Raw genomic sequence first — 20114 nt, 5'->3', positions numbered from 1 at the left:
AGTCGAGCCGCTCAGCTACAGCTTGCGGCAGGGGCCGGATCTTTTCCAGCTCGCCTGTGGGTAAAAGGAACCCGCCGGGCTGTGCGGAACAGTACCGGCGTGGGGCGCGAACACGGAACGCAGAGGCGCGCTCCTGCGAAGGAGCGCTCGAGCCCGGGCGCGGGAGGGATCAGTTGGACCTGGCCTTGAGGCCGCAATCCTGGGCGGTGAAACGTTCGGAGGTCACCGGGCGATTGGTCTTGTATTCGCTGAATTCGTAGCGCAGGCCGGCGCCACGGGCCAGCAACTGGCGGTAGCCGGTATTGCGGCAGACGCTGGCGCCCAGCTGTGCGCGCACCGCGTCGGGGTTGGCGCGCATTTGCGCGGCGTGGCCCTCGCGAACGCTGAGGTGGTTGACCAGTTCATTGCCGTCCACCGTGTAACCCTGGTCGAGGATGTCTTCGTTGATTGCCCGGGGCGTGCCAGCGCTGCTCTCCTTGGCGACTTTCTCGAGCATCCTGGTCAGCTCGTAGTCCTTCAGCGAAGCGGCCTGGGCACAGACTGGCAAGGCCGCGCAGAGGGCGAGGGCGGTGAGGCGCAACATGGGAATCTCCTGACGAAATGAAGCTGTTTGACCAGCGCCGCAATTGTGCGTTCGCGGGGCGCGCTTGTCGCGTGAAAAAAGTCCGTTCCAGGCGGTCGACGGCGGTGCCCGGCGTCTCTGTTAGAATCGGCCGATCCTGCTCGCCACCACTCATACGGACGCCCGCCGCCGACCAGGCCCGCGCGGGGCATCCGGCCGCTGTCCTGGAACCCGCTTCGATGAGCCATGCCGTTTTTCGCCTGCGCGCCGAATGCCTCGCGCGCGCCACCCGTCCCTTCGTTGCCCGCGGATCGCGGGCGCCGCGCTGTCCGGAATGTCGGGTGGCATTCGATTACTGCTTCTGTACCTGGCGGCCGAAGGTGCCGGTGCGCTCGGGCGTGTGCCTGCTGATGTACTACTCCGAGCCCATGAAACCGAGCAACACCGGCTGGCTGATCGCCGACCTGGTGCCCGACACCTGGGCATTCGGCTGGTCTCGTACCGAAGTGGATGACGCGCTGCTCGGCTTGCTGGAGGACCCGCAATGGCAGCCTTACCTGGTGTTCCCCGGCGAATACGCCGAGCCGGCGCGTGTGGTGGACCGGGTAAGCGCGGAGGACGGCAAGCGGCCGCTGTTCATCCTGCTCGACGCGACCTGGACCGAGGCGCGCAAGATGTTTCGCAAGAGCCCCTACCTGGATCGGTTCCCTGTACTCAGCCTGACTCCGGAGCAGATCTCCCGTTACCAACTGCGCCGCTCCAGGAACGACGAGCATCTGTGCACCGCGGAAGTGGGCGCGCTGTGCCTGGAGCTGGCTGGCGATGAACAGGCGGGAGCCGCGTTGAACGCCTACCTGGATGTCTTCACCGAACGCTACCTGGGCGCCAAGCGGGCCCTGCCCCTGGACGAGACGAGCCCGGCGCACCAAGCGCTCAGCGCCTATCTCTGATCAGGCTTGCACCTTCACCGGGGCCGCCTGGGGCTCGTGCTTCTGCGGCCAGAGCTGGGCTACCAGCATGCCGGCGAACATCAGGGCACAGCCGATGTAGCCGCGGGTGTGGAGGGATTCGTCCAGCAGCAGGGCGCCGGCGATGGCTGCGAACACCGCTTCCAGCGACAGGATGATGGCGGCATGGGAGGCGATGGCATGGCGCTGCGCGACCACCTGCAGGGTGTAGCCGATGGCAACGGCGATCACCCCACCGTAGAGGATGGCGGGACCGGCCTGGAGTATGGCGTCGACCTTGATTTCTTCGAAGACCAGCGCCAGGACCAGGCTGACCACCGCGCAGACCGCGAACTGGAGGATGGACAGGCGAATCGGGTCGTAGCGACTGGCGAAGAAGCCCACCAGCAGCACATGCACGCCCCAGACACAGGCGCCGGCCAACTGCAGCCAATCGCCGGAGGCCACCTGGAAGCCTTCGCCGACGCTGAGCAGGAACATCCCCACCACCGCCAGGCAGGCGCCCAGCCAGGTACCCATGCCGGTGCGGTGGCCGAGGAGCAGGCCCAGCAGCGGCACTATGATGACGTACAGGCCGGTGATGAAACCGGAGTTGGTGACGCTGGTGAAGAGCAGACCCACCTGCTGCAGGTTTATCCCCAGCGAAAGGGCCAGGCCCATCAGCAGGCCGCCCAGCAGCATGCCGCGGTTGAGCGGGTGCCTGACCGCGGGCCTGGGCAACACCAGCAGCAGCGGCAGGAGAATCAGGGCGCCGAGGGTGAAGCGCAGGCCGGTGTAGAGGAACGGGCCGATCGCATCCATCCCCAGGCGCTGGGCGACGAAGGCTGCGCCCCAGATGGCGGCGGTGATCAGCATCAGGATGTCGGCGCGCAGTGTTTGGCTTCGCATGGAGGTTCTCGGCGGGAAAAGCCGAGAACTTTGCCGCAAAGCGTTCGACTTGACCACCCCGTCCCGGCTCGGCATGCTGGGCGCCGCTTTACGGCCTGCCCGTATCAAGCTTCGGGCCTGGCCGGCGTACCCCGTCGTGCCGAAACGCCTCTCTCACCCCCGGGAGGCGTGTCTGGGCCCATTACAAAAAGGACATGCCCATGGCCTCATACGAAATCCTCATCGCCGATGACCACCCGCTGTTCCGCAGCGCCCTGCAGCAAGCCCTGACCCTGGGGCTGGGGCCCGATGCGCGGCTGGTGGAGGCGGCGAGCATCGCCGAACTCGAGACCCGCCTGGCCGAGCGTGCCGACTGGGACCTGGTCCTGCTCGACCTGAATATGCCGGGTGCCTACGGCTTCTCCGGCCTGGTGCTGTTGCGTGGCCAGTACCCGCAGATCCCGGTGGTGATGATCTCCGCCCAGGAGGAGGCGGCGGTGGTCGCCCGCTCCCGCGAATTCGGCGCCAGCGGTTTCATTCCCAAGTCCAGCCCGCTGGAGGTGATCCAGAGCGCGGTGCGCGCGGTGCTCGATGGCGATACCTGGTGGCCGCCCCAGGTGGAAGAGGCCCAGGCCCTGTCCGACGAGGCCAAGGCCGCCAGTGAAGGCCTGGCGAGCCTGACGCCCCAGCAGTTCCGCGTGCTGACCATGGTCTGCGAGGGACTGCTGAACAAGCAGATCGCCTTCGAACTGCATGTCTCCGAGGCCACGGTAAAGGCCCATGTGACTGCGATCTTCCGCAAGCTCAACGTGCGTACCCGTACCCAGGCTGCGTTGCTGCTGCAACAGATGGAATCGATTCCGTCGACCTGAAAACGGTCATTTCACGCAAATTTGCAGCGCGTTGCGCTAGGCTGCGCGCTCCGTTCAACTACCCCGTTTCCTATGTCGCCATTCAAAGGCCAGACCGGCCTCAAACGCATCCTCAATGCCGCGGGCTATTCCCTCGACGGCCTGCGCGCCGCCTTCACCGGCGAAGCCGCCTTCCGCCAACTGGTACTGCTCAATGTGGTGCTGATCCCGCTGTCCTTCTTCCTCGACGTCAGCCGTGGCGAACGCGCCCTGATGATCGGCGCCTGCCTGCTGGCGCTGATCGTCGAGCTGCTGAATTCGGCGGTGGAAGCGGCCATCGACCGCATTTCCCTGGAACGCCACCCCCTGTCGAAGAACGCCAAGGACATGGGCAGCGCGGCGCAGTTCACCGCGCTTACCCTGATCACGGCGGTCTGGGCCACCATTCTCCTCGGATAAGGCCTCAGGCAATCGGCGGCAGCACGATCTCGTCGCTGCGCGTCACCCCGGCGGTCAGCGCCCGGCACTGATCGAGGAACTCGCGCATGGCCGCGCTCTGATACTTCTGCCGGTGCCAGATGAAATAGAACTGCCGGCGCAGGTCGATGCCCGGTGTTTCTACCGGCACCAGGCTGCCGCGCCGGAAGGCGTCGCGCAGGGCCAGCCGCGAGATGCAGCCGATGCCCAGGCCCGACTCCACCGCGCGCTTGATCGCCTCGGTGTGTTCCAGCTCCAGGCGGATGTTCAGCGGGGTAGGGTGGTGGCGCATGGCCTGGTCGAAGGTCAGCCGGGTGCCCGAGCCGTGTTCCCGGAGGATCCAGGCTTCCCGGCTCAACTCCTCCAGGCTGGCCTGGCCCACTGACGCCAATGGATGCTGGGGCGCGCAGAACACCACCAACTCGTCTTCCACCCAAGGCAGGACTTCGATATCCGGATGTTGGCAATCGCCTTCGATCAGACCCAGATCAAGTTCGTGGAGGGCGACCTGCTGGACGATATTCGCCGTGTTCTGCACATGCAGGCTCACCCGGCATTCGGGGTGGCGCTGCATGAAGGCGCCGATCAGCAAGGTGGCGAGGTAGTTGCCCACGGTCAGGGTGGCGCCGACGTCCAGTGAGCCGAAACCGGTCTTGCCATTGAGCAGGTCTTCGATTGCGCGGGCCTGGTCCAGCAGGGCCACGGCCTGGGGCAACAGCTGCCGGGCCAGGGCATTGAGGCTCAGGCGCTTGCCGGCGCGGTCGAACAACTGGCAGCCGGACTGGCGTTCCAACTCGGTCAGCGAAGTGCTGGTCGCCGACTGCGACAGGGACAGCTGTTCGGCGGCACGGGAGACGCTTTCCTGCTGGGCGACGGCGACGAATACCTGGAGCTGACGGAGAGTAAATCGCATATCTATATAACCGATAACCTATATCTTGATAATTCAGTTAACAGATATTGTGGCTGTCACTACAATGGCGCGCAATTGCGCCCTTCGGCGCTGGCGAATTCCAAACTTTCGGAGCCCCCGTAAATGAGCAACCTCAACTCCGAGCGCATCCTCAGCGTTCATCACTGGAACGACACGCTGTTCAGCTTCAAGTGCACCCGTGATCCGGGCCTGCGCTTCGAAAACGGCCAGTTCGTGATGATCGGCCTGCAGCAGGAAAGCGGCCGCCCGCTGATGCGCGCCTACTCCATCGCCAGCCCGAACTGGGAAGAGCACCTGGAATTCTTCAGCATCAAGGTGCCGGATGGCCCGCTGACCTCCCAGCTGCAGCACCTGAAGGAAGGCGACGAGATCATCATCAGCAAGAAGCCCACCGGGACCCTGGTGCTGGACGACCTGAACCCCGGCAAGCACCTCTACCTGCTGAGCACCGGCACAGGCCTCGCGCCCTTCATGAGCGTGATCCAGGATCCGGAAACCTATGAGCGCTTCGAGAAGGTCATCCTGGTCCACGGCGTGCGCTACGTGAACGAAGTGGCCTACCGCGAGTTCATCACCGAGCACCTGCCGAAGAATGAATTCTTCGGTGAAGCGGTCAAGGACAAGCTGATCTACTACCCCACCGTGACCCGCGAGCCCTTCGAGAACCAGGGCCGCCTGACCGACCTGATGCGCAGCGGCAAGCTGTTCGAGGACATCGGCCTGCCGCCGATCAACCCGCAGGACGACCGCGCCATGATCTGCGGCAGCCCGAGCATGCTCGATGAAACCAGCGAGGTTCTCGACAGCTTCGGCCTGAAGATCTCCCCGCGCATGCGTGAGCCGGGCGACTACCTGATCGAGCGCGCCTTCGTCGAGAAGTAAGTGTCCGCTGCAACAAGACAAGGCCCGCCAATCGGTGGGCCTTGTCGTTTCCGGGATTCAGACCGGGGAGCTGAAACGCTGTCCGGAAATGGCCGGGTGGTAGATCGGCTGGATCTTGTTCCCGGCCGGGTCCAGCACATGGAAGCTGTGGGCGCCGTCGCCATGGGCGAAGGGGCGGTCGAGCATGGTCACCCCCTTGGCCTTGAGATACCGATACCAGGCATCCAGTTCTTCCAGGCTGTCCACCACGAAGCCGTAGTGGTCCACCGCCTGCACGCCGCTGCTGGGGGCGAATGCGCGGCCGAGGGACAGGTTGTCGTTGCCGCAGGTGAGGTAGACCAGGTCGTCGTTGGCGCGGTTGAGGACTTCCATGCCCAGTACGTCCACGTAGAAGCGTTCGCACTCCTCCAGGTTGGGTACGACGATGGCGATGTGGCGCAGGCCGTTGAGGCGGCCGGGACGGCTGGGCATTTTCTGGGCTCCATTTTTGTATACAATTTGCATTAAATATAAGACAAAATGGAGTTCGAAGTGTACTGCCTTCTTCTCAAGACCCGCCTGCGCCCCGGTAGCCTGGACGCCTTCATGGACGCCATGCGCGTCAATGCCGCAGCCTCCGTGCGTGACGAACCGGGTTGCCTGGTATTCGATGTACTGCGGGACCGCAGCGATCCCGATCTTGTCTGGCTCTACGAGGTCTACACCGACGAAGCGGCTTTCGAGGCGCACATGCTGACCCCGCACTTCCTCGCCAGCCGGCCGCTGGTGGAGCCGCTGATTCTTCAGCAGGACTGCATCGAGGCCGACTCCCTGGCGCTGAACGCCGCCCGCTAGCTCGCCATGTAGGGGGACAGCGCTTTTTGTCCACCAACGTCGTCACGGGGTAGCGCCACTGGTGGATCGGTGAAGCGTGATCCACCCTACGGAAACCTTGCCGCAGTTCAGCCCAGTGCGATCTCCAGCACTCGGATGCGGCCCGGCTCGGGGTAGTGCCAGCGCACGTCCACGTCCCACAGGCGTGCGCCATAACGGCGTTCGGGCTCGGGTTTCTGGTAGGCCGGGCGCGGGTCCTGGGCCAGGCATTGCTCGATCAGTTCAGCCAGGGGCTCGCCCAGACGCTGGCCGTGTTCGCGGGCCTGGAGCAGGGCGGCGGGCTCCCACTCCACCGGAATCAGCTCGGGCGCGGCATCGGCGATGGCGTTCAGCGCGCCGTCCTGGCGATCGGCATAGGGTACATAGGGCTTGATATCGATGACCGGGGTGCCATCCAGCAGGTCGATGCCTGACAGCCATAGACGACCGGCTTCCACCTTGTCCAGCTTCACCACCGACTGACCGATGCCGTTGGGGCGGTGAGTGGAGCGGCTGGCGAACACGCCGATGGACTGGTTGCCGCCCAGGCGTGGCGGGCGAACCTTCAGTCGCGGCTTGTCCTCCAGGGCCTGGTGGAAGAGGAATAGCAGCCAGACATGGCTGACCTGCTCCAGTCCCGCCACGGCGTCGCCCGTGTCGAAGGGCGGCAGCAGTTCCAGCACGCCGCGGGCGGCGGGCGCGAGATGGGGCTGGCGGGGAATGGCGAACTTTTCCTTGAAGCAGGAGCGAAGGTAGCCGACCGGGGAAACACTGTGCTGCATGTCAGTAGGGCTCGCGGCAGCCGGCATCGCGGAAGGGCCCGCCCAGGCGCAGCCATCCCTCGCCGGGACTGGTCTGGGCACAGGTCAACCCGCCATCCAGCTTGCTCTGCCAGAGGTAGAAGGGAGCGGGCGCGGCAAGTGCCGGGGCGGCGAGTGCGAGCAGGAGGCTGAAGAGGGCGAGGCGCATGGCGGGTATCCGGTAACTGGCGCGGCTACCCTAGCGCTCGCCCATGCACCGCGCAAGGGCCGCGCTAAAGATGGAAGCCGCCGTCGATGGGGATGACGTTGCCGGTCATGTAGGCGCCCGTTGAGCTTGCCGCATTGTCAGGCCGGGGCGGCCTGGGCGGCGGCCAGCTCTGCATCCTTGGCCAGGGCGCGGTTATAGGCCGGACGCTTGATGAAGCGGGCGATGTAGTCCTTGATCACCGGAACCTCCGGGATCAGTCCGAACTGGGTGGTCCAGTTCAGTGCGCTGCCCCAGAGCACGTCGGCGGCGGTGAACTGCTCGCCGAGCAGCCAGGGGCCTTGCTGCAACTGGCTGACCAGGGTCTTCATCACGCTGTCGAAATCACCGTAGGGCGAGCGCGCCTCGGGAATGGGTTCGCGCTTCTGCACGCGGTCCACCACCGCCGGTTCGAAGCAGGAGCCGTAGAACACCATCCAGCGCAGGTAGGGGCCGCGCAGCGGGTCGCCCAGGGGTGGCGCCAGCCTGGCTTCGGGATAGAGGTCGGCGAGGTAGAGATAGACGGAAACCTGTTCGGTGACCACCGCATTGCCGTGGGTCAGCGTGGGCACCTTGCCCATGGGGTTGATGGCGAGGAACTCCGGCTTGCGTTGCTCGCCGGCCTTCATGTTCATCACGTGGAGCTGGTAGTCGGCACCGAGTTCTTCCAGCAGGGTCAGGGCGCCGGTGGAGCGGGTGTAGGGGCAGTGGTAGAGGGTTACCTGGCGGTTCTGGCTGGTCATTGTTGTGATTCCGCTTGGGGCATGGATGCTGCGAGTCTAGACGCAGCCTCTAGAGCCTGCCGTCCCGCCTCAAGCGGCGCAGAACCCAGCGGCGGTAGACCAGTGACAGGAGTGGCCTGATCAGCGGCAGCCCGATCAGCCAGGCCAGCGGAGCCATCTTGGGGACCCGCGCAAGCAGGAGGATGTAGGCGTCCAGTTCGCGATGGATTTGGCCGGCTTCGTCCTGGACGTGGAGTTCGGTCAGGGCGAGGTAGGGATCGATGCCCAGGGCGCGCAACTCGGCGTCACGGCCGGTGATGTCGATCCAATCCACACCTTCGGCAGCGCGGGGGAGGGATTCGTACCAGCGGCGGTCGGCGATGCAGCGCGGGCAGGCGCCGTCGTAGAAGACCTTGAGCATGGTGGGGCTCTGTTGATGGGTATCGCTGCGCTCAACCACATCCTACGACTAAGCGGGCGCATGAGTTTGCCCAAAAGAAAAGGCCCCGCATCAGCGGGGCTCTTTCATCCAACTATCGGCTCAGACCAGCTCGGCCCACATGTCGTACTCGTCGGCATCGACGATACGCACGCGCACCTTGTCGCCCGGCTTCACGTTGGTGGATTCGATGAACACGCTGCCGTCGATTTCCGGCGCGTCCGCCCAGGAACGGGCCACGGCGCCTTCGTCGTCCACTTCGTCGATCAGCACGTCCATCTCGCGGCCGATCTTCAGCTGCAGGCGGGCGGTGGAGATGGCCTGCTGGTGGGCCATGAAGCGCTCCCAGCGGTCCTGTTTCACGTCATCCGGCACCAGCTCCAGGCCCAGGTCGTTGGCCGGGGCGCCTTCCACCGGGGAGTACTGGAAGCAGCCAACGCGGTCGAGCTGGGCTTCGGTCAGCCAGCCCAGCAGGTACTGGAAGTCTTCCTCGGTCTCGCCGGGGAAGCCGACGATGAAGGTGGAGCGGATGGTCAGGTCCGGGCAGATCTCGCGCCATTTCTTGATGCGGGCCAGGGTCTTGTCCTCGAAGGCCGGGCGCTTCATGGACTTGAGCACCTTCGGGCTGGCGTGCTGGAAGGGGATGTCCAGGTAGGGCAGCAACTTGCCTTCGGCCATCAGGGGGATCACGTCATCCACGTTGGGGTAGGGGTAGACGTAGTGCAGGCGCACCCACACGCCCATGGCGGACAGGGCCTCGCACAGCTCCAGCATGCGGGTCTTCACCGGCTGGCCATTCCAGAAGTCCAGCTTGTACTTGAGGTCGACGCCGTAGGCGCTGGTGTCCTGGGAGATCACCAGCAGCTCCTTCACGCCAGCCTTGACCAGGCGCTCGGCCTCGGACAGCACGTCGCCCACCGGGCGGCTGACCAGCTTGCCGCGCATGGAGGGGATGATGCAGAAGCTGCAGCTGTGGTTGCAGCCTTCGGAAATCTTCAGGTAGGCGTAGTGACGCGGGGTGAGCTTGATGCCCTGCGGCGGCACCAGGTCGACGAAGGGGTCGTGGTCGGCCTTCGGCGGCACCACTTCGTGCACGGCGCTGACCACCTGCTCGTACTGCTGCGGGCCGGTCACCGCCAGCACGCTGGGGTGCACATCGCGGATGCTGTCTTCCGACACACCCATGCAGCCGGTGACGATCACCTTGCCGTTCTCGGCGATCGCCTCGCCTATGGCGTCCAGGGATTCGGCCTTGGCACTGTCGATGAAACCGCAGGTATTGACCACCACCACGTCGGCATCCTGGTAGGTCGGTACGATCTCGTAGCCTTCCATGCGCAGCTGGGTGAGGATGCGTTCGGAGTCTACGGTCGCTTTCGGGCATCCGAGACTGACGAACCCGACTTTGGGCGTTGCGGTGGACATTGCGGCTAACCTCGATGGGCGCTCGGAAGGGCGCCTCTGATCAAAAAGTGCGCAATTCTAGCGGCAGGCGTCAGCCATTTCCACCCTCATCTGCTGTCATTTCGCAGCTAGCCTGTAGGAAGCTGGCGTAGGAAGGGCGGGATGCCCTTCAGCGCCGGCAAGGCTTCTCAGACGATGCACGCCAACCGTCATCAGCAGGAAGGTCTGGATGAGCGAAAGCATCACGCACCACGCCGAGCAGCACGCCGGACATACCGCTTCCGGAATCGGTCTGCTGGTGGCCGCCGCCGGGGTGGTCTACGGCGATATCGGCACCAGCCCCTTGTACACCCTGAAGGAAGTCTTCTCCGAGCAGTATGGGGTCCAGGTCAACCATGATGGGGTCCTGGGGGTGCTGTCACTGATCTTCTGGTCCCTGATCTGGGTGGTTTCGATCAAGTACGTGCTGTTCATCCTGCGTGCCGACAACGAAGGCGAAGGCGGGGCCATGGCCCTGACCGCCCTGGCGCAGCGCGCCGCCAGGTCCCGGCCGAGGCTGAAGGCGACTGTGCTGCTGCTCGGCCTTTGCGGCACGGCGCTGTTCTATGGAGACAGCATGATCACGCCGGCGATTTCGGTGCTGTCGGCCATCGAGGGGCTGGAGATCGCCTTCGACGGCCTGGAGCGCTGGGTGGTGCCCCTGTCGTTGATCGTGCTGGTGGGCCTGTTCCTGATCCAGAAGCATGGCACGGCGCGCATCGGCATCCTGTTCGGGCCCATCATGGTGCTCTGGTTCAGCGTGCTGGGGGCCCTGGGAGTCTACGGGATCATCCAGCAGCCCGAGGTGCTGAAAGCACTCAACCCATACTGGTGTGTACATTTCTTCATTGTTCATCCGGGCATTGGGGTTGCCATCCTTGGGGCGGTGGTTCTGGCCCTGACCGGCGCCGAAGCGCTCTACGCCGACATGGGGCATTTCGGCCGCAAGCCCATCGCCCGCGCCTGGTTCTTCCTGGTGCTGCCGGGGCTGGTGCTGAACTACTTCGGCCAGGGCGCGGCCATCCTCAGCGACGCCGCGGCTGCGCGTAACCCCTTCTACCTGCTGGCGCCCGGCTGGGCGCTGCTGCCCATGGTGCTGCTGTCCACCCTGGCCACGGTGATCGCGTCCCAGGCGGTGATTTCCGGCGCCTTCTCCCTGACCCACCAAGCCATGCAGCTGGGTTACATACCGCGCATGTTCGTCCAGCACACCTCCCAGCAGGAGCAGGGACAGATCTATATCGGTGCGGTGAACTGGGCGCTGATGGTGGGCGTGGTGCTGCTGGTGCTGGGCTTCGAGTCGTCCGGGGCCCTGGCCTCGGCCTACGGCGTGGCGGTGACCGGAACCATGCTGATCACCACCCTGCTGGTTTCGGTGGTGATGCTGTTGCTGTGGAAAACCCCCTGGTGGCTGGCGCTGCCGGTGCTCGTCGGGTTCCTGTTGGTCGACAGCCTGTTCTTCGCCGCCAACGTACCGAAGATTGTGCAGGGCGGTGCCTTTCCGGTGATCGCCGGCGCCGCGCTGTTCGTCCTGATGAGCACCTGGAAGCGCGGCAAGCAGATAGTCGTGGAGCGCCTGGACGAAACCGCGCTGCCGCTGCCGCTGTTCATCGGCAGCATACGTTCGCAACCGCCCCATCGTGTACAGGGCACCGCAGTGTTCCTCACGGCCCGGACGGACGCCGTGCCCCACGCGCTGCTGCACAACCTGCTGCATAACCAGGTGCTGCATGGACAGGTGGTGCTACTGACGGTGGTGGGCGAGGACACGCCGCGGGTGCCGGCGGACCGGCGTTTCGAGGTGGATGCCTATGGCGATGGCTTCTTCCGGGTGATCCTGCACTTCGGCTTCATCGAGGAGCCTGACGTGCCCGCGGCGCTGAAGCTCTGTCACCTCAACGAGCTGGATTTCAGCCCCATGAGCACCACCTACTTCCTCAGCCGCGAAACGGTGATACCCACCAAGCGCATCGGCATGGCGCGCTGGCGCGAGGCGTTGTTCGCCTTCCTGCTGAAGAATGCCAACAGCAACCTGAAGTACTTCAACCTGCCGCTCAACCGGGTGATCGAGCTGGGAACGCAGGTGGAGATTTGAATGGGGTTGGAAGGGCGGACCGGCGGTCCGCTTGGCGAATGAATTGACTATGTCTGCGTTAAGTGTTGCTAGAGCGTCCTGAGCCAAGCTGCTTATCGAGCGGACGGCGAGTCCCTGTTTCGCCCTCCCGGGCGACTCCCTTTTGCAGTCGCCCAAAAGGAAGCAAAAGGCTTGCCCCTGCATCCGGGTCCGGCTGCGCCGGACTCCCCTCGCTCCATCGTTGCGCCGGGGGCCCGGCGTGAGGGGCCATCCATGGCCCCGCACGCCTCTCGCGGCATCCATGCCGCTCGTCCCCCTCTGCAACGATTCCGCTCGGCCTCCTGACGGGGCGGAAGCGCCGCCCCACCTCTGCTGCACAGGTCCAGGCTGCTGGTGGCTTCAGGATTGTTTGTGCCTCGCCGGCGCGAGTCACCCCTCTCCTCTTCAGGGGTGAAGAGGCACGCTTTCGGAAGCACCGCTTCCGGTGCCGATGAACGCCTGAGCGCGAAGCGATCAGGCAGGGGCGCAGGGCGGGGGCCGGGGGTGAGGGAGGTGTCAGACTGGTGCGGAAACCTGAAAGCCCCGTACTAGAGACTTCTATTCGGTCCTGCAACAGCTAACGCAGACATAGCCAATGAATTCGCCCCTGCAAGGATGGCTGACCAAGGGCCGCGGATCGCTCCCCTCTCCCTTCAGGGAGAGGGGCTGGGGGAGAGGGCGCGAGGCCCCTTCAAGGCAGTCAGCTCCTGCCCGGCAGCATCCGCACCAGGGTGTTGTCCCGGCTCACATAGTGGTGGATCAGCGCCGCCACTGCGTGCAGGCCGATCAGCCAGTAGCCGGCGGTGCCCGCCAGTTCATGGAGCTCCTTGATCTGCCCGGCCAATTCCTTGTTCGGGCCGATCAGCGCCGGCAGTTCCAGGCCGAAGAAGGGAATGGGCTTGCCGGCGGCGCTGAGGATCAGCCAACCGGCCAGGGGCGTGCCGATCATCAGGGCGTAGAGCGCCAGGTGCATCAGCTTGGCCAGGGCGTTCTGCCAGCCGCTCGGAGCCGGTTCGATGGCCGGGGCGGGGTGGAGCAGGCGGCCGATCAGGCGTAGCCAGACCAGGAAGAACACCGCCATGCCGAGCATGAAGTGCCATTGCTTGAGCAGTTCGCGGATTTCGCTGCCCTTGGGAAAGTTGCCCTTGAGTTCGATGCAGGCATACACCGCTGCGATCAACACCAGCATCAGCCAGTGCAGGGCGATGGACAGGCTCCCATAGCGGGAAGGCGCGTTCTTGAGACTCATCACGGTTCCTCTTTCTCGTTTTGGCGAAACGGTTGCGCAGGATAACCGCGTTGTCTTAAGCGAATCTGAACCTGGGTCAATGTTCGCTCGGCAGTTCCTGGCGTTTCGCCACCGCTGCCAACAGTTTCTCCGCCAATGCCGGGTAATTCTCGTCGTAATGGTGGCCGCCCGGCAGTTGCAGCTTCTCCCCCACTGCGCCGGCCTGGGTGCAGCCGCTTTCCTCCGCCTCTTCCTTGCCATACACGCAGAGCACCTTGGCCGCGGGCAGTCTGGCCAGTTCCGGGCCGGTGGCGGCTTCCTTGCCGGCCTTGCCGAGCCAGCCCTGCACCTCGATCTCGAAGCTGCCACTGCGGGCCAGGGCCAGCAGCAGAATGGCGTCCACCTGGTCCTGGTCGGTCCTGGGCAGGCGGTTGTAGAAGGCGGGCAGCACGTCGGCGCCGAAGGAGTAGCCCGCCAGCACGAAGCGTTTGGCGCCCCATTTCTCGCGATAGTCCCGCATCAGCCGGCTGAGGTCGGCGGCGCCCTGGTCCGGGCTCTTGTGCTGCCAGAAGTAGCGCAGGGCGTCGATACCCACCACCGGGTGGTCGCGCTTGGCCATCTCGTCGGCCACCGCGCGGTCCAGGTCGCGCCAGCCGCCGTCGCCGGAGTAGAACAGGGTGACGGTGCCGGCGGGGCTGGCGGCGGGAACCTCCACCACCGGCAGTGGATCGCCCTGGCCCTGGAGCAGGCTCTGCAGGCGTTGCTGGAGCAGTTGGACGAGGCTGGTGTCGTAGTCGCCGATCAGGGTTTCGGCGTTGGCCTGGTTGCGGGCGAACGCGGCGCTGGCATCGTCCGGGGTGTCGTTCCAGGCGGCGAGCCAGCGACCGTGGGGGGCCTGCTGTGGCAGCGTGGCGGAGCAGTCCGGAGTGTCCAGGCTGAAACCGACGGACAGGGCCTGGGCATTGTCGTCTTCCTGGCCGGCCAGCCAGCGCCAGGCGAAGGCTGCCCCCGGGCCGATGCCGGCCACCAGGGTGGGGGCGCCGCCAAGGCTCTTGCCGGCCTGCGCCAGGCGCTGCTGCTGGGCGGCGCAATCCCCGGCCGGTAGTTCCACCTGCAGCAGGCGGGCGTTGCCGCTGCGGGCCAGGGCGCGCAGCTCGGTATCGCTCAGGCGCTGGTCGTCGCTGGCCAGCAGCAGCACAAGGTGTCGTACCGAGCCGGCGGGGTTGGCCAGGGAGGCGGCGCTGCCGTCGGCCAGTTTCAGGTGATCCAGCCCGACGCGGGGCGCAGGGCGGCTCCAGACCAGCAGGGCCACGCCCACCAGGGCGAGGATCAGGATCAGCAGCAGGCGTCGCCAGTTGCGCTTGAGCACGGGCACCTCAACGTTTGACCAGGCCGGTGAAGCCGCCCGCGATCAGGGCTGCCGTATCGGCCAGCGCCACCAGCGGGTCGAGGCCGGCGGGCACGGCCATGTAGCGCGGCTCCCAGTCGGGCTGGAACTTTTCCTTGAAACGGCGCAATCCTTGGAAGTTATAGAACTGCTCGCCACGGCGGAAAACCAGGGCGCCGAGCCGTTGGGTCAGGGGCGCCCCACGACGCGGCTGCAGCCCGGCCAGGGGCACCATGCCCAGGCTGAAACGCGCGTGCCCACGTTCCTTGTAATGCAGCAGCAGGTTGAGCATGAGGAACTCCATGGTCAGCTTCGGCGCCTGTGGGTGGACGCGCATCAGGTCGATGCTGGACAGGGTGTTGCCCTCGGTTTCCAGGAGGTTGGCAAAGGCCACGGGCCTGCCTTCGAACTGGATGGTGGCGATGCGGAAGTGGTTCAGGTAATCCGGGTCGAAGCGGCCGAGGGAGAAACCTTTCTCGCGCCCCTGCTTGCCTTGCATCCAGGCGTCGGAAATGGCCTGGAGCTGGTCCAGGGGGGCGGTTCCGGCCTCGAAGATCTCCAGGCTGAGCCCGTCGCGCTGGCCGCGGCTGAGGGTATAGCGCAGGTCCTTCATGGCCTTGTTCTTGGCATCCAGGTCGAAGCGGGGCAGATCGACCCGCGCCTCCTCGCCCAGCTTCAGGGCGGACAGCCCGATGTCCATGTAGTAGGGCAGGTTCTCCGCGCGCACCTGGTAGAACACCGGCCGTGCATGGTGAAAGTCGCAGAGGTCGCGAAACTGCCAGATCAGCTCGGCGCGGCGGGAGGCCGGGCCTACGGGGTCGAACAGGGCCACCAGGCTGCGGCCGCGACGGGCATACATGAGGAAGGCGTCGCCCCGGGGGTGGAAGAGCAGGGCCTTGTCTCCGGTCAGCACCAGGCCGCCGTCCGGCTGGTCGGATTTGCGGATCACCAGGGCGGCGTGCTGCAACTCCTCGGCCGTGGGTTCGTGGATGGTCGGTGGCACCGGGCGCAGCAGCCAGGCCAGGGCGACGCCGGCCAGCAGCAGGCCGCTGGCCAGGGCGGCACGCAGTGCGCGCGGGGCATCGCCATCCACCTCGAACTGCCACCAGAGCTCATGGCTGTAGGGGACGCCCTGGAAGGCGAAGAACATCAGCCAGAGGGTGGCAGCCAGCACACAGGCGCTGGCTGCCAGGTTGAGTGGCGAGAAGGGCACTTCCAGCAGGCGGCTGGGGCGGTAGAAGGCGGCGCGGAAGATGGCCAGCAGCACGGCGGTCATGGTCAGCAGGCTGGCTTCCTCCCAGTCGAAGCCCTTGAGCAGCGACAGTCCCGCGCCCGACAGCAGCAGCACGACCGTCAGCGCCCAGGCGGCCGACAGGCGATGGCGCAGGCCGTGGGCCAGCAGCAGGCAGAGCACGCCAATCAGGCTGGCGGCGAGGTGCGAGGCGTCGATCAGGCGGTGGGGAATCAGGAAGCTCAGGTGCTCCAGGCGTGTATCCACCGCCGGTGTGACGCCGGAGAACAGCAGCACCACGCCGGACAGGAATACCAGTAGCGACAGCACCGGCGCGGCCAGGCCGGAGGCGGCGCGCAGGGCCTGGCGACCCGCGGGGAACAGGCGCCGGGCTTCGTTGGCCAGGAGCAGCAGGCAAGCCAGCATCAGTGGCAGGCCGACATAGGTCAGGCGATAGAGCAGCAGGGCCGCCGCCAGTGGCGCCGCGCCCAACTGGCCGGCGAAGGCCGCCAGCAGTACGGCTTCGAACACCCCGACGCCGCCGGGAACATGGCTGAGTACCCCGGCTGCCAGGGCCAGCATGTAGACCAGCAGGAAGGCGCCGAGCGGCGGCGCTTCCGGCAGCAGGACATAGAGCACGCAGGCGGCGGCGCAGACATCCACCACCGTGATCAGCAATTGCAGCGCCGAGAGGCGCAGGCCGGGCAGGCGCACACTGCGGTTGCCCAGACGGATCTCGATGCAGCCCGGCACCGGGGCTTCCGGCGTGCGCTGGCGGGATATCCACAGGACCAGCAGGGCGCTGGCCAGCAGCACGGCCGCGCCCAGGATGATCACCAGGCTTTCCGGCAGGCCAAGGGCTCGCGACGCGGCGGCCGGCGCGCTAAGTGCGGCGAGCGCTGCCAGCGGCGGCAGCGCCGAGCCCAGCGCCAGGCTGGCGAACAGGGTGATGCGGGCGATGTCCCCGGCTGCCAATCTGTCGCGCCCGTAAAGGCGGAAGCGTACCGAGCCTCCGGTGAGCATCGACAAGCCCACGGCATTGCCGATGCCGGAGGCGCAGAAGCTGCCCAGCGCCATGCGCGGCAGCGGCAGGTGCACGCCAGCGAAGCGGCAGCCGGACCATTCGTAGCCGACGTAGGCGATGAAACCGACGGTGGTGGCCGCCAGAGCCAGCAGCAGGCGGCTGCCGGGGACATCATGGATGGCTGCGCGCAGGGCGTCGGGGTCGAGTTCCCGCAACAGGTGCCAGCAGGCCAGCAGACCGAGAATGAAGACCAGCAGGGTGAATGCAATGACGATCCACTGCCGGTAAGCAGTGAGATTGTCGAGCCAGCGAAGTGGGGCGGATTCTTCGTTGGCTTGGCCGTTGGTCAGGGTTTCCACATTTTCCAACTGCGGGTTGTTGGCGCGCATCGAGCACCTCTGGGCAATGTGCGCCACTGAGTGTGGGCGGCGACAGCAAGTTCCAAGTGTCAGGCCGATTTTTTCTTCGCGGGTTCAGCGCCAGCCAGAAGGACGGGGCAAGGCCGCAGTCACGCCAAGTCTAGGCGAGCGGGGGACGGCGGCTGGAGAAGCGGCCGGGCAGGCAAGTGAGTGGGCGGCAATTTGTCGCGGCTGCGCAGGGGCCGGTCAGTGCCAGGCCGAGCGGGTCTCCCAGTCACGGAACTGCTCGGCGGGGATCGGCTGGCTGATCTTGTAGCCCTGGGCGATATCGCAACCGTACTGGCCGAGCTGGTTGAGGGTCAGCTGGTCCTCCACCCCTTCGGCCACCACCGTCAGGTCCAGGTTATGGGCCAGTTCGATGATGGAGCGGACGATCTTGGCCGAACCGTCGTTGCTGGTCATGTCGCTGACGAAGGACTGGTCGATCTTCAGGGAGTCCACCGGCAGTTTCTGCAGGTAGGCCAGGGAGGAATAACCGGTGCCGAAGTCGTCGATGGTCAGGTGGGCATCCAGTTCCTTGAGGGCGGAGAGGGTCTGCAGGGAGGCCACCGGGTCTTCCATCAGCGCGCTTTCGGTCAGCTCGAACTCGATCCAGTGGGGCTTGGCCCCCCAGGTGGCGAAGGAGCCCTGGATGCGCTCCAGCAGCCGTGGGTCGCGCAGGTCATGGGCCGAGAGGTTGACCGAGATGGGGCGTTCGTCGCCCTCCTCGTGCCAGGCATAGCGTTGGCCCAGGGCGGTATCCAGCACCCAGAGGGTCAGCGGGGTGATCAGCCCGGTGTTCTCCGCCAGGCGCACGAACTCGTCCGGCGGCAGCATGCCGTGCTGCGGATGGCGCCAGCGCACCAGGGCCTCGGTGCCGCAGACCTTGTTGCTGGCGATCTCCACCTTGGGTTGGTAATAGAGCAGCAGCTCGTTGCGATCGATGGCCCGGCGCAGGTCGCCCATCAGGGTCAGGTGCTGGGCGCATTCCTGGTCCAGGCCGCCCTGGAATACGGCGAAGCCGGCATTGGAGCGCTTGGCCTGTTCCATGGCGCTGCCGGCGCGGCGGATCAGGGCCTCGGGGGCCGTGCCGTGGCCGGGGTAGAGGGCGATGCCGATGCTCGCCCGTGCCTCCAGGTACAGGCCGGACAATTCCACCGGGTCGTACAGCGCCATCAGGATCTGCTTGGCCAGCAGCGAGGCCTGCTCGGCGCCACCATTGGGCATCAGCACGGCGAACTCGCATTCGCCCATGCGCGCCACGGTGCGCTCCACGCCCACCACCTGCTTCAGGCGTGTGGCGATTTCCAGTTGCAGGCGATCGCCTTCGCGGTAGCCGAGGGTCTCGTTGATTTCCTGGTTGCGGGCGATTTCCAGGTGCAGCAGGGCGAACGAGCGGCGTTCCTGGCGCGCCGTGGCGATGGCGGCGTCCAGCAGCTCGCGCAGGCGTACGCGGTTGGGCAGTCCGGTCAGGGTGTCTTCGTAGGCCATGCGCCGGATGGTCGCTTCCGCTTCCGCCGCCCGCGCGCGGGTGCGCAGGGTGGCGATGCCGAATCCGAGGTCGTTGGCCATGGCCAGCAGCAGCTCCACTTCCTTCTCGTCGAACGCATCGGCATGGGCGGCCATGATCACCAGCATGCCGATGAGCCGCTCTTCGACCCGCAGAGGCAGGGCCAGGGCCGCGGCGAAGCCGTATTCACGTGCCTCCTGGTGCAGCGGGGCGGCGGGATCGTCGAGCAGGTCGCGCATCACCAGCGGGGCGCCGGCCTGCAGGGCCGTTTCCAGCTGGCTGTGAAAACTATTGTCATGGCCACCCGCGCCCCAGCCCTGGCAGATGCCGTTGGCGGCATTGCAGGCCATCACCTTGTAAGGTCTCGCCGGATCGTCCTGGCGGTAGTCGACCCAGGCCTGGCGATAGCCGCATTCGTCCACCAGCACCCGGCAGATTTCCGCCAGCAGCGGCGTTTCGCTGGTGGCATGGATCACCGCATGGTTGACCGCCACACGGGTAGACAGGGCGCGGTTGAGGGCTTCCACCTGGAGTTCGGCCTGCCGGCGCCGTGCCTTGATGCGCAAGGCCTGGAGGCCGAAGGCCAGGTCGTCGGCGGCTTCGCTGAGCAGTTCCAGCTCCCGTTCGCCGAAGGCATCCGGCTCCTTGGCGCAGATGGCCAGGGCACCGAAGATCTCGCCATCCACCCGCAAGGGCAGGGACAGCACCGAGGCGATGCCGTGGGTAATGGCGCTTTCCCGCCATGGACTGAGCCTGGGGTCGGTAAGGATATTGCGCGTGATGGTCGGGGCGCCGGTGCGGATAGCCGTGCCGGTGGTGCCATGTCCGCGTTCGCGGTCGGCCCAGGTGATGTTCAGCGAGTCCACATAGGCCCGGTCGAGCCCGACATGGGCCAGGGGCGTCACCGTCTGCGCTTCATCATGCTCGGCCCGGCCGACCCAGGCCATGCGGTAGCCACCTTCCTCCACCACCACCCGACAGATTTCCTGGAACAGGAAGCAGGGATCCTCGGCGCGCAGCAGGGCGCGATTGCAGCCGCTCAGGGTGCGCAGAGCACGGTTCAGGTACTCGACTTCCTCGCTGGAGGGGCAGTACGCAGCCATGGCCAATCTCCACCGGATGGGTGCGCTTCAAGTATAGAGGCTGGGGCCTGGCTGGACGGGCGCTCGAGGAGCGGCCTGGACGGGCGGAAGGGGGAGAGGCGGAAATGAAAAAGGCCAC

General features: G+C 66.0%; 19 protein-coding genes. 6 read left to right on the top strand and 13 right to left on the bottom strand.

Translation table 11 applies throughout. The features are described from left to right. Positions 1–169: 169 nt before the first annotated feature. Positions 170–583 carry a quorum-sensing-regulated virulence factor family protein gene (locus ACFPU0_RS21830; RefSeq protein ID WP_377695377.1) on the bottom strand — a complete coding sequence of 138 codons (414 nt, stop codon included), beginning with the start codon at positions 581–583 and terminating at the stop codon, positions 170–172. A 218-nt stretch (positions 584–801) separates the two neighbouring features. Between ACFPU0_RS21830 and ACFPU0_RS21825 the strand changes: the two genes are divergently transcribed. Next, a complete protein-coding gene (locus ACFPU0_RS21825; protein WP_377695376.1) occupies positions 802–1512 on the top strand; it encodes a tRNA-uridine aminocarboxypropyltransferase in 711 nt (236 codons plus the stop codon). Here the strand turns inward: ACFPU0_RS21825 and ACFPU0_RS21820 are convergent, their stop codons facing one another. Further along, positions 1513–2493, bottom strand: a complete 981-nt coding sequence (locus ACFPU0_RS21820) for a DMT family transporter (protein WP_377695375.1) — start codon at positions 2491–2493, stop codon at positions 1513–1515. A gap of 125 nt (positions 2494–2618) precedes the next feature. On the opposite strand from ACFPU0_RS21820, the gene erdR reads away from it, so the two are divergent. Both erdR and ACFPU0_RS21810 read left to right on the top strand, forming a co-directional pair. Further along, entirely contained in the window at positions 2619–3269 is a 651-nt protein-coding gene (gene erdR / locus ACFPU0_RS21815) for a response regulator transcription factor ErdR (RefSeq protein WP_377695374.1), read from the top strand. A 72-nt stretch (positions 3270–3341) separates the two neighbouring features. After that, complete coding sequence (locus ACFPU0_RS21810; protein WP_151136295.1) at positions 3342–3707, top strand: diacylglycerol kinase; 366 nt, start codon at positions 3342–3344, stop codon at positions 3705–3707. Between the two features lie 4 nt (positions 3708–3711). Here the strand turns inward: ACFPU0_RS21810 and ACFPU0_RS21805 are convergent, their stop codons facing one another. Beyond that, positions 3712–4638: a LysR family transcriptional regulator gene (locus tag ACFPU0_RS21805; protein ID WP_377695373.1), complete on the bottom strand. Its 927-nt coding sequence runs from the start codon at positions 4636–4638 to the stop codon at positions 3712–3714. Positions 4639–4761: 123 nt separating this feature from the next. On the opposite strand from ACFPU0_RS21805, the gene fpr reads away from it, so the two are divergent. Further along, complete coding sequence (fpr, locus tag ACFPU0_RS21800) at positions 4762–5541, top strand: ferredoxin-NADP reductase (protein ID WP_377695372.1); 780 nt, start codon at positions 4762–4764, stop codon at positions 5539–5541. A 57-nt stretch (positions 5542–5598) separates the two neighbouring features. Here fpr and ACFPU0_RS21795 read toward each other — a convergent pair whose 3' ends face one another. Next, a complete protein-coding gene (locus ACFPU0_RS21795) occupies positions 5599–6012 on the bottom strand; it encodes a VOC family protein (protein ID WP_377695371.1) in 414 nt (137 codons plus the stop codon). A gap of 60 nt (positions 6013–6072) precedes the next feature. On the opposite strand from ACFPU0_RS21795, the gene ACFPU0_RS21790 reads away from it, so the two are divergent. After that, a complete protein-coding gene (locus tag ACFPU0_RS21790) occupies positions 6073–6375 on the top strand; it encodes a putative quinol monooxygenase (RefSeq protein WP_377695370.1) in 303 nt (100 codons plus the stop codon). 107 nt (positions 6376–6482) lie between these two features. Here the strand turns inward: ACFPU0_RS21790 and tsaA are convergent, their stop codons facing one another. The 5 genes from tsaA to rimO form a co-directional block, all read right to left on the bottom strand. Further along, positions 6483–7175: a tRNA (N6-threonylcarbamoyladenosine(37)-N6)-methyltransferase TrmO gene (gene tsaA, locus ACFPU0_RS21785; RefSeq protein ID WP_377695369.1), complete on the bottom strand. Its 693-nt coding sequence runs from the start codon at positions 7173–7175 to the stop codon at positions 6483–6485. A 1-nt stretch (position 7176) separates the two neighbouring features. Then, the gene (locus tag ACFPU0_RS21780) at positions 7177–7362 is read right to left on the bottom strand and encodes a hypothetical protein (protein WP_377695368.1); all 186 of its coding nucleotides are present in this window, start codon (positions 7360–7362) and stop codon (positions 7177–7179) included. A 137-nt stretch (positions 7363–7499) separates the two neighbouring features. After that, on the bottom strand, positions 7500–8141 hold the full coding sequence (locus tag ACFPU0_RS21775; RefSeq protein WP_377695367.1) for a glutathione S-transferase family protein: 642 nt from the start codon (positions 8139–8141) through the stop codon (positions 7500–7502). A 49-nt stretch (positions 8142–8190) separates the two neighbouring features. Further along, positions 8191–8541: a thiol-disulfide oxidoreductase DCC family protein gene (locus tag ACFPU0_RS21770; RefSeq protein WP_377695366.1), complete on the bottom strand. Its 351-nt coding sequence runs from the start codon at positions 8539–8541 to the stop codon at positions 8191–8193. A 120-nt stretch (positions 8542–8661) separates the two neighbouring features. Continuing rightward, entirely contained in the window at positions 8662–9984 is a 1323-nt protein-coding gene (gene rimO, locus ACFPU0_RS21765) for a 30S ribosomal protein S12 methylthiotransferase RimO (protein ID WP_377695365.1), read from the bottom strand. Between the two features lie 208 nt (positions 9985–10192). On the opposite strand from rimO, the gene ACFPU0_RS21760 reads away from it, so the two are divergent. Next, positions 10193–12097 (top strand): potassium transporter Kup, encoded by a 1905-nt coding sequence (locus ACFPU0_RS21760; protein WP_377695364.1) that lies wholly within the window; start codon positions 10193–10195, stop codon positions 12095–12097. Between the two features lie 718 nt (positions 12098–12815). Here ACFPU0_RS21760 and ACFPU0_RS21755 read toward each other — a convergent pair. The 4 genes from ACFPU0_RS21755 to ACFPU0_RS21740 all read right to left on the bottom strand — a co-directional run bounded on the left by ACFPU0_RS21755 (position 12816) and on the right by ACFPU0_RS21740 (position 19996). Beyond that, positions 12816–13364 (bottom strand): cytochrome b, encoded by a 549-nt coding sequence (locus ACFPU0_RS21755; protein ID WP_377695363.1) that lies wholly within the window; start codon positions 13362–13364, stop codon positions 12816–12818. Positions 13365–13440: 76 nt separating this feature from the next. After that, entirely contained in the window at positions 13441–14718 is a 1278-nt protein-coding gene (locus ACFPU0_RS21750; protein WP_377695362.1) for a virulence factor family protein, read from the bottom strand. Position 14719: 1 nt separating this feature from the next. After that, on the bottom strand, positions 14720–17374 hold the full coding sequence (mprF, locus tag ACFPU0_RS21745; RefSeq protein ID WP_377695361.1) for a bifunctional lysylphosphatidylglycerol flippase/synthetase MprF: 2655 nt from the start codon (positions 17372–17374) through the stop codon (positions 14720–14722). A 216-nt stretch (positions 17375–17590) separates the two neighbouring features. Next, the gene (locus tag ACFPU0_RS21740) at positions 17591–19996 is read right to left on the bottom strand and encodes an EAL domain-containing protein (RefSeq protein ID WP_377695360.1); all 2406 of its coding nucleotides are present in this window, start codon (positions 19994–19996) and stop codon (positions 17591–17593) included. Between the last annotated feature and the right edge of the window lie 118 nt (positions 19997–20114).

Source organism: Pseudomonas sp. GCM10022186 (assembly GCF_042656385.1).
Lineage (GTDB): Bacteria > Pseudomonadota > Gammaproteobacteria > Pseudomonadales > Pseudomonadaceae > Metapseudomonas.
The sequence above is the reverse complement of the archived record's forward strand: the minus strand, read 5'-3'. Positions and strand labels throughout refer to the sequence as shown.